Origin of the sequence: Actinomadura sp. B10D3 (assembly GCF_039871695.1) — a bacterium.
Lineage (GTDB): Bacteria > Actinomycetota > Actinomycetes > Streptosporangiales > Streptosporangiaceae > Spirillospora > Spirillospora madurae.
This window is the reverse complement of the sequence record NZ_JBDPLY010000025.1, coordinates 87,451-100,291: the sequence shown is the minus strand read 5'-3', so window position 1 is coordinate 100,291 and position 12,841 is coordinate 87,451. Positions and strand designations below refer to the sequence as shown.

Sequence of the window (12,841 nt, the reverse complement as noted above, 5' to 3'; positions counted from 1 at the left end):
TCGCGGGTCACTGACCACCATGGCTCACAACCTCAGCGGCTACCACCGGGCCCTCGACCTCTTCGAGGGCCTGGTGGCCGGCGTGCCCCGCGACGGGTGGGACGCGCCGTCGCCCTGCGAGGGGTGGACCGCCCGGGACGTCGCCGGCCACGTGGCCGGCGGGCAGTACCTGATCCGGGCGCTGGCCGCGGGGGGACCCGAGCCCGACATCGGCCGCGACCCCGCCAGGTTCGTCACGGGCGACGTGCTGATGAGCTGGCGGACGGCCCGCAAGGAGTGCGCCGCGGCCCTCACCCCGGACGCGCTGGGCGCGCTGATCCCGTTCGGCGCGCTGGGCGAGCTCCCGCTGGGCGACTACCTGGAGGGCTACCTGCTGGAACCGCTGGTGCACGCCTGGGACCTGGCCGTGGCCACCGGCCAGCCGTCCCGCCTCGACCCGGACCTCGTCCACCACGCGTTCGCCACCGCGCAGGTCCTCGCCGCGCCGCTGCGCGCCGCGGGCCGCCTGGCGCCGCCTCTCCGGGCCCCGCGAGGCGCGGACGAGCAGACCCGGATGCTCGCCTTCCTCGGCAGGTCCTGACCAGGGGTCGCCCCCTGGGAGGTCAGGAGAATTCGGCGAGGGTGCGCTCGGCTTCCTCCAGCCAGGCGCGGCGGGCGTCGAGGGCCTCCTCGGCCTCCCGGACGTCCCTCTCTCGGCCGGCCTCGCGGGCCTTGCCGAGGCGCTTCTCCAGCTGCTCGATGGAGCTGCGCAGCTGCCCGACCGTGGCCTCGGCGCGGGCGCGGGCCTCGGGGTTGGTGCGGCGCCACTCGTTCTCCTCGGCGGCGCGGACGGCCTCCTCGATCTTGCGGAGCCGGCCTTCGAGGCGGTCGCGCTGGTCGCGGGGGACCATGCCGGCGGCCTCCCAGCGCTCCTGGATCGCGCGCAGCGCCTGCCGGGCCTGCCGGACGTCCCGGACGGGCAGCAGCCGCTCGGCCTCGGCGAGGATCTTCTCCTTCTCCTCGGCGTGCTCGCGGAACTCGGCGTCGCGCTCGGCGAACGCGGCGCTGCGGGCCTGGAAAAAGGTGTCCTGGGCGCCCTTGAAGCGCGCCCACAGGTCCTCCTCGGCGTCGCGGGAGGCGCGCCCGGCCATCTTCCACCGGCGCATGAGGTCGCGGTATGCGGCGGCCGTCTCGCCCCAGTCGGTGGAGCCGGACATCGACTCGGCCTCGGCGACGAGGCGCTCCTTCTCCCTGCGGGCCTCCTCGCGCTGGTCGTCGAGGGTGGCGAAGTAAACCTTGCGGCGCTTGGTGAAGGCGTTGCGGGCGGCCGACAGCCGCTTCCACAGGGCGGTCTCGGTGGGGCGGTCGATGCGGTCGGCCGCCTTCCACTCCTCGACCAGCTGGCGGAGGCGCTCGCCGCCGTTCTTCCAGTGCGTCTCCTCGACGGCGATGCGCTCGGCCTCGGCGACGATCCGCTCCTTGACCTCGCGGGCCTCGTGGCGGTGCTGCTCGCGCTGGGCCTTGACCTGCTCGCGGCGCCGCCCCACCTCCTCGGTGAGCGCGTCCAGGCGGCGGGTCAGCGCGTCGAGATCGCCGACGGCGTGCGCGTCGGCGACGGCCTCGCGGAGCCGGTCGATGCCCTGCTGGGCCTGGGCGGGCTGCAGGTCGGTGGTGCGGACCCGCTGTTCGAGCAGGCCGATCTCGGTGACGAGCGCGTCGTACTTGCGCTTGAAGTAGGCCAGGGCCTCCTCAGGCGCACCGGCCTGCCAGGACCCGACGACGCGCTCGCCGCCGGCCGTCCTGACGTAGACGGTGCCGTCCTCGTCCACCCGGCCCCAGGGATCGGTCGCGCTGGACACCCTTGCCTCCTGAATCGCGGGTCCGGACGGCTCTCACCTTCCGGACCCTCCACACCTTAGTATCCCGTTCGCCTATTTCCCGGCGATCGTGACGTCCTGGATCTCTACCTTCTTCTTCGGCTTACCGTCGCCCTTCGGGTCCGAACCCGCCTTGGCGACCTTCTGCAGCACGTCCAGCCCCTTCGTGATCTTCCCGAAGACGGTGTAGTCCGGCGGAAGCTGCGAGTCCTTGTAGACCATGAAGAACTGGCTGCCGTTGGAGTCGGGCAGCTGGCTGTGCGCCATGGCGAGCGTTCCCTCGGTGTACATGGCGCCATTGGTGTTCTCGTTGGCGTACTGGTAGCCCGGGCCGCCCGTTCCCTTCGCGGTCGGGTCGCCGCACTGCAGGACGTTCAGGCCGCCGCTCGTGAGCCGGTGGCACGAGGTCTTGTCAAAGAAATTCTTCTGCGCCAGATACGCGAAGGAATTGACCGTGCACGGCGCCTTGTCGGCGTAAAGCTGCATCTCCACGGCGCCCTGATTGGTCTTCACCGTCGTCTGGACGACGCCCTTCTGCGCGGGCGTGGCCGGCGGCGTGCCGAGCCCCTTGGGCGCGCCCTCCCCCGGCGCCTCCTTGTAGGTGCACTTGGGCTCGGCGGCCGTGGACTCGTCGTCCTTGCCGGTGAACACCATGAACGCGACGCCGCCGACGACGATGACCGCCACCCCGGCCGCCGCGCTGATGATCTTGAGTCGGCGCGACCTCGCCGCCTCCTGCGCCTGCCGCTGCTGCTGGCGCTCGTAGCGTTGCCGCGCGAGCTGCTTCTTGCGGTCTTTCCCCGCCACGTACCTCGCCTCTCCGGTGTGATCAGGTGAACGTGCAGCGCATAGTAGCGGTACCGGGGAGTAAAAGCGTCTCGACGTTCAGGGAGCGCTTTCCCGCCGCCCCGCCGCGACCGTGCGCCGGCCGGACCGGCCCGCGGGACCCCCGGCCCGACACGGCGACCGCGCTATCTCGTTCGCGGTGGCCACGGCGGCGCCGGTACCCTCGGACAGGCCCAACCGAGATGGTTCTAAGGAAGGACGACCGTGCTCGTCGCCGGGTTCCCCGCCGGATCGTTCGCCGCGAACTGCTATGTCGTGGCGCCCGCCGCGGGTGAGGAATGCGTGATCATCGACCCCGGCCAGGACGCCGTGGACGGCATCGAGGAGATCCTGCGCGAGCACCGGCTGAAGCCGGTCGCGGTACTGCTCACGCACGGCCACATCGACCACGTGTGGTCGGTGGCCCCGGTGTGCGGCGCCAAGGACGTCCCCGCCTTCATCCATCCGGACGACCGCGACCTGCTCACCGACCCGGCCAAGGGACTGTCGCTGGCCGCCGGGCAGCAGCTGTTCGGGGGCCTCGAGCTGTCGGAGCCGGACGATGTGAAGGAGCTGGCGGACGGGGCCGAGCTGAAGCTGGCGGGGCTGAGCTTCACCGTCGACCACGCACCCGGCCATACACCGGGGTCGGTGACGTTCCGGACTCCGAAGACGGAGCAGATCCCCGACGTGATGTTCACCGGAGACCTGCTCTTCGCCGGCTCCATCGGACGCACCGACCTGCCGGGCGGATCGTACGAGGAGATCCTCGCGAGCCTGTCACGGGTGTGCCTGACCATGCCCGACGAGACGGCCGTCCTGCCCGGCCACGGCGAGCAGACCACAATCGGCCGCGAGAAGGCCACCAATCCGTTCCTGGCGGAGCTGACGCCCGCGGACGGACCCAACAAGGGATTCTGACCAAAAGACCATGAGTTCGAACTTCCGGGCCCCCAAGGGGGTCAGTGAATACGTCCCGCCGCGCGCGGACCTCTTCTACGCCATCCGGGAGGCGTTCGCCGAGCAGGCGAGGCTGGCCGGATACGGCTACCTCGAACTGGCCGTGTTCGAGGACACCAACCTGTTCCGGCGCGGCGTCGGCGAGTCCACCGACGTGGTCTCCAAGGAGATGTACACGTTCGAGGACCGGGGCGGGCGGTCGCTGACGCTGCGGCCCGAGTTCACCGCGTCGGTGCTGCGGTCCGTCCTGGAGCACAACCTGCACAAGGGCGCCCTCCCGGCGAAGGTGTGGACGACCGGGGCGGCGTTCCGCGCCGAGCGACCCCAGCAGGGCCGCTACCGGCAGTTCTACCAGCTCGACCTGGAGGCGATCGGCAGCGAGGACCCGCAGGTCGACGCCGAGACGATCGCGATCGCGTGGAACTGGTACCGGTCCCTCGGGCTGACGCGGGTGCGGCTGCTGCTGAACTCGCTGGGCTGCAAGGAGTGCCGTCCCGCCTACCGTGCCCTGCTGCAGGAGTTCCTGCGCGGCCTGGACCTGGACGACGACACCCGCGCCCGTGTCGAGATCAACCCGCTGCGGGTGCTCGACGACAAGCGCCCCAGGGTGCGCGAGCAGCTCGCCGGCGCCCCCCTGATGGCCGACCACCTGTGCCCGGCGTGCAAGGCGCACCACGACCGGGTCCGCGAGCTGCTCGCCGACCTCGGCATCGCCTGGGAGGACACGCCCACCCTCGTCCGCGGCCTGGACTACTACACCCGCACGACCTACGAGTTCGACCACCCGCTGCTCGGCGCCCAGTCCGGCATCGGCGGCGGCGGCCGGTACGACGGCCTGTCGGAGGACATCGGCGGACCGCCGCTGCCCGGCATCGGGTTCGGGCTCGGCCTGGACCGCACGATCCTGGCGCTGGACGCCGAGTCGCAGGAGGGCGAGGACGCCGCGTTCGCCGCCAAGCCGCGCTGCGAGGCGTTCGGCGTCGCGCTCGGCGACGCCGCGGAGCGGCGCATGTTCGGGCTCGTCGCCGGCCTGCGCCGCGCCGGGATCGCCGCCGACATGGCGTTCGGCGGCAAGAGGCTGAAGGGCGCCATGAAGGACGCGGACCGCTCGGGCGCCCGCTACGCCGTGATCCTCGGGGAGCGAGATATCGCGGACGGCGTCGCCCAGGTCAAGGACCTGGCCGAGGGCGAGCAGACCGCCGTCCCGCTCACCGACCTCATCACGACGTTGAAGGAAAGGCTCTCCACATGATCCGCACCCACGAGGCGGGCACGCTCCGCAAGGAGCACGCCGGGCAGCAGGTCACGCTGGCCGGCTGGGTCGGCCGCCGCCGCGACCACGGCGGCGTCACGTTCATCGACCTGCGGGACGCGTCCGGCACCGCCCAGGTCGTCTTCCGGGAGGAGGACGCGGCGCACGACCTGCGCTCGGAGTTCTGCATCAAGGTCGTCGGCGAGGTCCGCGTCCGGCCGGCGGGCAACGAGAACCCCGAGCTGCCCACCGGCGACATCGAGGTCGCCGCCGCCGAGATCCAGGTGCTGTCGGACGCGGCGCCGCTGCCGTTCCCCATCGAGGGCGACGTCAACGTCAACGAGGAGATCCGGCTCAAGTACCGGTACCTCGACCTGCGCCGCGAGAGCGTCGCGCGGGCGATCAAGGTGCGCTCGGAGGCGTCGTTCCTGACGCACGAGGTGATGCGCGAGCACGGCTTCGTCAACGTCGAGACGCCCACCCTCACCCGGTCCACGCCGGAGGGCGCCCGCGACTTCCTCGTCCCCGTCCGGCTCAAGCCCGGCCACTGGTACGCCCTGCCGCAGTCCCCGCAGCTGTTCAAGCAGCTCCTCATGGTCGGCGGGCTGGAGCGCTACTACCAGATCGCCCGCTGCTACCGGGACGAGGACTTCCGCGCCGACCGGCAGCCGGAGTTCACCCAGATCGACATCGAGATGTCGTTCGCCGGCCAGGACGACGTCCTGGAGGTCGGCGAGGACCTGGTGGCGCGGCTGTGGCAGGAGATCGCCGGGTACGAGATCCCCCGCCCGATCCCCCACATCACCTACGCCGAGGCGATGGCCAGGTACGGCTCCGACAAGCCCGACCTGCGGTTCGGCCTCGAGCTGACCGACATGACCGAGTACTTCTCCGGCACGTCGTTCCGCGTGTTCCAGGCCCCGTACGTCGGCGCCGTGGTCATGCCCGGCGGCGCGTCCCAGACCCGTAGGGAGCTGGACGGCTGGCAGGACTGGGCGAAGGCCCGCGGCGCCCGCGGCCTCGCCTACGTGCTCGTCCAGGAGGACGGGACGCTCGGCGGCCCGGTGGCCAAGAACCTCTCGGACGCCGAGAAGGAGGGCCTCGCCGCGAAGACCGGCGCCGCCCCGGGCGACGCGGTGTTCTTCGGTGCGGGCAAGCGGCACGCCACGCAGGAGCTGCTCGGCGCGGCCCGTCTGGAGATCGGCCGCCGCCGCGGCCTCATCGACGAGTCGGCGTGGAGGTTCGTCTGGGTCGTGGACGCGCCGATCTTCGAGCCGGTTGAGGACGACAAGGGCGAGCAGATCGGCTGGACGTCCGTCCACCACCCGTTCACGGCGCCGAAGCCGGAGTTCGCCGACACCTTCCAGGACGACCCGGGCGGCGCTCTCGCCGACGCCTACGACCTCGTCCTGAACGGCAACGAGATCGGCGGCGGATCCATCCGTATCCACCGCGCGGAGATGCAGCAGCGCGTGTTCGACGTGCTCGGCCTGTCGAAGGAGGAGGCCGAGTCGAAGTTCGGGTTCCTGCTGGAGGCGTTCAAGTTCGGCCCGCCCCCGCACGGCGGCATCGCGTTCGGCTGGGACCGCGTCGTCATGCTGCTCGCCGGGCAGGAGTCGATCCGCGACGTGATCGCGTTCCCGAAGGCGGCCTCCGGCTACGACCCGCTGACCGCGGCGCCGACCCCCATCACCGCGCAGCAGCGCACCGAGGCCGGCGTCGACGTGATCCCCGAGGACGAGCCCGCCGAGGCCTGACCGGAACGCAGGGAGAGCGGCCGCCGGTTCCGGCGGCCGCTTTCTACTGGGTGGCGCCGCTGGTCACCCGGTAGACGTCGTAGACGCCGTCGATCGACCGGACCGCCTTCAGGACGTGGCCGAGATGCTTCGGGTCGCCCATCTCGAAGGTGAAGCGGCTGACGGCGACGCGGTCGCGGGTGGTGGTGACCGACGCCGACAGGATGTTCACGTGCTGGTCCGACAGGACGCGCGTCACGTCCGACAGCAGCCGCGGCCGGTCGAGCGCCTCGACCTGGATGGCGACGAGGAAGACCGAGTCCTCGCCCGGGGACCACTTGACGTCGATCAGCCGGTCCGGCTGCGACTTGAGGCTGGCGACGTTGGCGCAGTCGGCGCGGTGCACGGACACGCCGTGGCCGCGGGTCACGAACCCGACGATGTCGTCGCCCGGCACCGGGGTGCAGCAGCGCGACAGGCGGACCCACACGTCGGGGTCGTCGGCGACGACGACGCCCGGATCGCCGGCGGGCCGGCCCCGCTTGCGGCGGGTCGGCAGCGCGATCTCGGCGAGGTCCTCCTCGGCGCTCTCCACGCCGCCGAGGGCGTCCACGAGCTTCTGGACGACGTGCTGCGCCGACACCTGGCTCTCGCCGACGGCCGCGTACAGCGACGACACGTCCGGGTAGCGCATGTCGCGGGCGAGGGCGAGGAGCGCCTCGCCCGACATCATCCGCTGGAGCGGCATGTTCTGCTTGCGCATCGCGCGGGCGATGGCGTCCTTGCCGGACTCGATCGCGGTGTCGCGGCGCTCCTTGGAGAACCAGTGCTTGATCTTGTTGCGGGCGCGGGCGCTCTTGACGAAGCCGAGCCAGTCGCGGCTCGGGCCGGCGTCCTGCGACTTGGAGGTGAAGACCTCGACGGTGTCGCCGTTGTCGAGGGTCGATTCGAGGGGGACGAGGCGCCCGTTGACGCGGGCGCCGATACATCGGTGCCCGACCTCGGTGTGGATCGCGTACGCGAAGTCGACGGGGGTCGCGCCCTGCGGCAGGGCGATCACGTCGCCCTTCGGGGTGAACACGAACACCTCGGAGACCGACAGGTCGAAGCGCAGCGACTCCAGGAACTCGGCCGGGTCGGCGGTCTCCTTCTGCCAGTCGAGGAGCTGGCGCAGCCACTGCATGTCACCGGCCTTGCGGCCGCCGACCGTCTCCTCCTTGTACTTCCAGTGCGCGGCGACGCCGTACTCGGCCCGGCGGTGCATCCCCCAGGTGCGGATCTGCAGCTCGACGGGCTTGCCCTCGGGGCCGATCACCGTCGTGTGCAGCGACTGGTACATGTTGAACTTCGGCATCGCGATGTAGTCCTTGAACCGGCCGGGGACCGGGTTCCATCGCGCATGGATCGAGCCGAGGGCGGCGTAGCAGTCGCGGACGCTGTCGACGAGGACCCGGATGCCGACCAGGTCGTAGATGTCGTCGAAGGAGACGTCCCGCGCGATCATCTTCTGGTAGATCGAGTAGTAGTGCTTCGGCCGGCCGGTGACGGTGGCCTTGATCCGCGCCTCGCGCAGGTCGGTCGAGACGTTCTCGATGACCTCCTGCAGGTAGACGTCGCGGCGCGGGGCGCGCTCGGACACCAGCCGCGCGATCTCGTCGAACCGCTTGGGGTACATCGTGGCGAACGCGAGGTCCTCCAGCTCCCACTTCAGCGTGTTCATCCCGAGGCGGTGCGCGAGCGGCGCGAACACCTCCAGGGTCTCGCGGGCCTTCTTCTCCTGCTTGTGCCGCGGCATGTAGCGCAGCGTGCGCATGTTGTGCAGCCGGTCGCCGAGCTTGATCACCAGGACGCGGATGTCGCGGGACATCGCCACGACCATCTTGCGGACGGTCTCGGCCTCGGCGGCCTCCCCGTACTTGACCTTGTCGAGCTTGGTGACGCCGTCGACGAGCGCGGCGATCTCGTCGCCGAAGTCGGCGCTCAGCTGGTCGAGGGTGTAGGGGGTGTCCTCGACGGTGTCGTGCAGCAGCGCAGCGCAGAGCGTCTCGGTGTTCATGCCGAGCTCGGCGAGGATGGTGGCGACCGCGAGGGGGTGCGTGATGTACGGGTCGCCGCTCTTGCGCTTCTGGTGGCGGTGGTAGTGCGCGGCCACGTCGTAGGCGCGCTCGATCAGCCGGAGGTCCGCCTTCGGGTGCGTGTTGCGGACCGTCTTGATCAGTGGTTCCAGTACCGGGTTCATAGCGGGGCCGCGCTGGGCGCCCAACCTGGCGAGCCTACGGCGCACCCGGGCGGCGGACGGCGGAATCGTGGCCGGCGTGGGCCTGGACGGGACGGCGGTCTCGGACGCGTCGTCGGCGTCCGCGGGAGTTCCCGCGGCTTCGGCGGGAGGGTCGGTCCGGGGGGTTTGGGCGGGAGGGGCGGGGGTCTCGGGGCCGGTCTCGTCCGAGGCATCGGCCGGGGCGCTCGGCGGGCTCGCCGCGGCGGCCCGCTCGCCGGCTTCGGGCGGCCGGTCATCGCGCGGTGACGCGCGCCGTTCGTCTGCGGCGGCGTTCACCGCGTCGGTCGATACCACCTCACCGGGCACTCAGCCTCCCTGATCACTTGGACGCCGTGTGCTGCCCGCCCCGCGGGCCGCGCCCGTCCCCATCGGACCTCGATGGCGCCAGTGTATCCGGCACCCATTTCGTACTAGACCGTAACCAGGGAATGGACGTCCAGATTCCCCAGCTTGTCGCGCCCGTGCAGGAACGACAGTTCGAGGAGGACCGACAGCCCGACGACGTCGCCACCGCCGCGGCGGACGAGGTCGGCGGCCGCCCTGGCCGTCCCTCCGGTGGCCAGGACGTCGTCGACGATCAGCACACGGTCGCCGGGGTCGAGCGCGTCGAGGTGCATCTCGATCGTCTCGGTCCCGTACTCGAGATCATAGGTCTCCCCGTCCGTCGCCGCGGGCAGTTTCCCCTTCTTGCGCACCGGCACGAAGCCGGCGCCGAAGTGGTAGGCGACGGGGGCGGCGAGGATGAACCCGCGCGCCTCGATCCCGACGATCTTGTCGATGGTGCCGCGGCCGTGGTGGTTGACGACCGCGTCGACCACCCCGGCGAACGCGACGTGGTCGGCCAGCAGGGGCGTGATGTCCTTGAAGACCACGCCCTGCTTGGGGTAGTCGGGGATGTCGCGGATCCGCTCCTGGATCAGCTTGCCGAGGTCCACGCCGAGGGTCTCCCGCCTACTTGCCACCGCGGCGCTGCTGCCTGGTGCCGCGTCTGGGTTGCTGCCTCGTCCCGCTCTGCACGACCTTCCGCACGGTGACGGTGCTGCGGACGTCCGTGGTCGCGCCGGCGTCGTCGGACGGCGCGTCCTCTGGGGCGTCGTCGGACGGGTCGTCGGACGGGTCGCCGGCCCCCCGGGCCCCGGTCTTCACCTTCGCCGTCCTGGCCTGCCGCTTGGCGCTCTGCTCCCGCCGGGCGATGTTCTCCCGGATCTGCTTGAACTTCGGCTCGCGCTCCTTGAACTGGACGAGCAGCGGGGTCGCCACGCAGATCGAGGAGTACGTACCGACGATCATGCCGACGAACAGGGCGAGCGACAGGTCCTTCAGCGTGCCCGCGCCGAACAGCGTGGTACCGATGAACAGGATCGCGCCGACCGGCAGGATCGCGACCAGCGAAGTGTTCAGGGACCGCACCAGGGTGCTGCTGAGCGCCTGGTTGGCGGCCTCGCTGTAGGTCGTCTTGGAGGTCGCGGTGAGCGGCTTGGTGACCTCCTTGATCATGTCGAAGACGACGACCGCGTCGTACAGCGAGTAACCGAGGATGGTCAGGAAGCCGAGCAGCGTGGCCGGGGTGACCTCGAAGCCGGACCAGGCGTAGACACCCGCCGTGATCACCAGGTCGTGGACCAGCGCGACGACCGCGGCCACGGCCATCCGCCACTCGAACGCCACGGACAGATAGGCGATGATCAAGATCATGAAGACGAGCAGCGCCTGCCACGCCTTCTTCTGGATCTGGCCGCCCCACGAGGCGCCGACGACCTGGGTGCTGACCTTGTCCGCCGAGACGTTCAGCTCCTGGGCGACGGTCGACTTGACCTTGGTGACATCCGCGGAGGAGAGGCTCTCGGTCGTCACCCGCCAGTCGCCGCCCGCCTTCTGCACGATGATCTGGTGGACGCCGCCCTCGGCGACGGCACCGCGCACCTGCTCGATCGAGGCGCTCGGCGCCTTGAAGGTGAAGACGGAGCCGCCCTTGAACTCCACGCCGAAGTTGAGGCCCTGGACGAGCAGGCCGGCGATCGAGAGCGCCAGCAGCAGCCCGGAGATCGAGTACCAGACCTTCGGCCGTCCGACGATGTCGGCGCTGATCTCGCCCCGGTAGATCCGGGAGATGATCGCACGCGATCCCATGCTCAGGCCTCCTGGCTCATCTTGCGGGCGGTCGCGGCGGACGTGCCCTGCCCGGCCTTGTGCAGGCGGGTCGGGTCGAGCCCGGACAGCGGATGCCCCCGCCCGAAGAACTTCGTCCGCGACAGCAGCGCGACCAGCGGCTTGGTGAAGAAGAACACGACCACGACGTCGATGAGCGTGGTGAGGCCCATCGCGAACGCGAACCCGGCCACGCCGCCGACCGCGAGGAAGTACAGCACCAGCGCGGCGAGGAAGGTGACGGCGTCGGCGACGAGGATCGTGCGCCGCGCCCGCTTCCAGGCGTTCTCGACCGACGAGCGCAGCCTGCGGCCGGCTCTCAGCTCGTCCCGCAGCCGCTCGAAGTAGACGATGAACGAGTCCGCGGTGATGCCGATGGAGACGATCAGGCCGATGATGTGCGGCAGCGAGAGCCGGAAACCCATCCCCTCACCGAGGATCACCACCGACAGGTAGGTGACGGCCGACGCCACGACCAGGCTGGACACCGCGACCAGACCGAGGCCCCGGTAGTAGAACATGCAGTACAGCACCACCAGGCCGAGGCCGATCGCGCCCGCGATCAGGCCGCCGGTCAGCTGGTCGGAGCCCAGCGTGGACGACACCTCGTCGATGGAACTCTGCGTGAACTCCAGCGGCAGCGCACCGTACTTGAGCACGTTGGCGAGGTCGGTGGCGTACTCCTGGTTGAAGCTGTCGGGCGGGCCGTCGATGCTGGCGGTGCCGCCGGTGATCGGGCCCTCCCGGATCGAGGGCGCCGAGACGACCTGGCCGTCCAGGATGATCGCGACCTGCGCCCGCGGGGAGGACGGGTCCTGCTGGTAGGCCGCGGACGCGTCGGTGGTGACCGCCCCGAAGTCGCGGCCGCCCTTGCCGTCGAACTTCAGCGAGACCGACCAGCTGGCCTTGCCCTGCGTGGAGTCCGGCGGCATCGCCGCGGCCTCGTCGACGTTCTCGCCCAGCGCCCGGACCGGCCCGAGGATGTACTTGGCGACCTGGTCGCTCTCCTCGTCCTGGTCGCAGGCGGCGACGAACTTGCGGTTCGGGTCGTTGGCGCCGGGGGCGCGCCGGTCGCCGTTGTAGCAGTCGAGCGCCTCGAACTGCTTGATGACGGCCTTGTCGGTCACGCCGGGGTAGTCCTGCGCGGGCGCCGCCGGCTGCCCGGACGGCTGGCCCAGCGGCGACGACGCCGACGGCGAGGGCGACGGGGTCCCCGTGCCGGACGGGGAGGGGGTCGGGGCGGTCAGCGCGCCCGACAGGGCCCGACCGCGCGGCGTTGACGACGGCGACCCGGAGGGGGAGGCCGACGCGGACGGCGACGGGCTCTTGCCCTCGTCCTTGCCGCCCTTGCCCTTCTGGGACGGGCTCGCGGACGGCGACGGCGCGGCCCCGGCCGACGGGCGCCCGTCGGCCACCGCGAACACCTGGCGGAACTGCAGCTTCGCCGTCGTGCCGATCAGGTTGACGACGCGGCCCTGCCCCTCACCGGGGACGTTCACCACGATGTTGTTGCTGCCCTGCTTGGTGACCTCGGCGTCGGACACCCCCAAACCGTTGACGCGCTGCGTCATGATCTTGACGGCCTGGTCCATCTGCGAGGCAGGGGGGTTCTTGCCGTTCGACGTCTTGGCCGTGAGCGTCACGGTCGTGCCGCCGGCGAGGTCGAGACCGAGTTTGGGGGTCTTCTGCCCCTGCCAGACCGCGAGTCCTGCCAGGACCGCCATGACCGCGAACAGCGCGAGGAGCGTGCGCCCCGGCTTGGGAGCGTTGTTGGGCGGAGCCACTT

The 12,841-nt window shown here is 71.0% G+C and carries 10 protein-coding genes; 4 read left to right on the top strand and 6 right to left on the bottom strand.

Going from position 1 to position 12,841, the window contains the following annotated elements; genetic code table 11:
• Window positions 1-19: 19 nt before the first annotated feature.
• Window positions 20-580 carry a TIGR03086 family metal-binding protein gene (locus ABGB11_RS30620; RefSeq protein WP_347638453.1) on the top strand — a complete coding sequence of 187 codons (561 nt, stop codon included), beginning with the start codon at window positions 20-22 and terminating at the stop codon, window positions 578-580.
• A gap of 22 nt (window positions 581-602) precedes the next feature.
• Here ABGB11_RS30620 and ABGB11_RS30615 read toward each other — a convergent pair whose 3' ends face one another.
• Both ABGB11_RS30615 and ABGB11_RS30610 read right to left on the bottom strand, forming a co-directional pair.
• Entirely contained in the window at window positions 603-1,838 is a 1,236-nt protein-coding gene (locus ABGB11_RS30615) for a DUF349 domain-containing protein (protein WP_347638451.1), read from the bottom strand.
• A gap of 72 nt (window positions 1,839-1,910) precedes the next feature.
• Window positions 1,911-2,663: a peptidylprolyl isomerase gene (locus ABGB11_RS30610; protein WP_347638449.1), complete on the bottom strand. Its 753-nt coding sequence runs from the start codon at window positions 2,661-2,663 to the stop codon at window positions 1,911-1,913.
• Window positions 2,664-2,906: 243 nt separating this feature from the next.
• Between ABGB11_RS30610 and ABGB11_RS30605 the strand changes: the two genes are divergently transcribed.
• Genes ABGB11_RS30605 through aspS form a run of 3 tightly spaced genes read left to right on the top strand, consistent with a single transcriptional unit; the run spans window position 2,907 to window position 6,650 of the window.
• Complete coding sequence (locus ABGB11_RS30605; RefSeq protein WP_347638447.1) at window positions 2,907-3,602, top strand: MBL fold metallo-hydrolase; 696 nt, start codon at window positions 2,907-2,909, stop codon at window positions 3,600-3,602.
• 10 nt (window positions 3,603-3,612) lie between these two features.
• Complete coding sequence (gene hisS, locus ABGB11_RS30600) at window positions 3,613-4,893, top strand: histidine--tRNA ligase (RefSeq protein WP_347638445.1); 1,281 nt, start codon at window positions 3,613-3,615, stop codon at window positions 4,891-4,893.
• Window positions 4,890-6,650, top strand: coding sequence for an aspartate--tRNA ligase (gene aspS / locus ABGB11_RS30595; RefSeq protein ID WP_347638443.1), 1,761 nt, complete (start codon window positions 4,890-4,892; stop codon window positions 6,648-6,650). The genes hisS and aspS overlap by 4 nt, the downstream gene beginning before the upstream one ends.
• 43 nt (window positions 6,651-6,693) lie before the next feature.
• Here aspS and ABGB11_RS30590 read toward each other — a convergent pair whose 3' ends face one another.
• From ABGB11_RS30590 to secD, 4 genes are all read right to left on the bottom strand, one after another.
• Complete coding sequence (locus ABGB11_RS30590; RefSeq protein WP_347638525.1) at window positions 6,694-8,868, bottom strand: bifunctional (p)ppGpp synthetase/guanosine-3',5'-bis(diphosphate) 3'-pyrophosphohydrolase; 2,175 nt, start codon at window positions 8,866-8,868, stop codon at window positions 6,694-6,696.
• A gap of 449 nt (window positions 8,869-9,317) precedes the next feature.
• Window positions 9,318-9,842 (bottom strand): adenine phosphoribosyltransferase, encoded by a 525-nt coding sequence (locus tag ABGB11_RS30585; RefSeq protein WP_347638523.1) that lies wholly within the window; start codon window positions 9,840-9,842, stop codon window positions 9,318-9,320.
• A 16-nt stretch (window positions 9,843-9,858) separates the two neighbouring features.
• Window positions 9,859-11,037 carry a protein translocase subunit SecF gene (gene secF / locus ABGB11_RS30580; RefSeq protein ID WP_347638441.1) on the bottom strand — a complete coding sequence of 393 codons (1,179 nt, stop codon included), beginning with the start codon at window positions 11,035-11,037 and terminating at the stop codon, window positions 9,859-9,861.
• Between the two features lie 2 nt (window positions 11,038-11,039).
• On the bottom strand, window positions 11,040-12,839 hold the full coding sequence (gene secD / locus ABGB11_RS30575; RefSeq protein ID WP_347638439.1) for a protein translocase subunit SecD: 1,800 nt from the start codon (window positions 12,837-12,839) through the stop codon (window positions 11,040-11,042).
• Window positions 12,840-12,841: the final 2 nt, after the last annotated feature.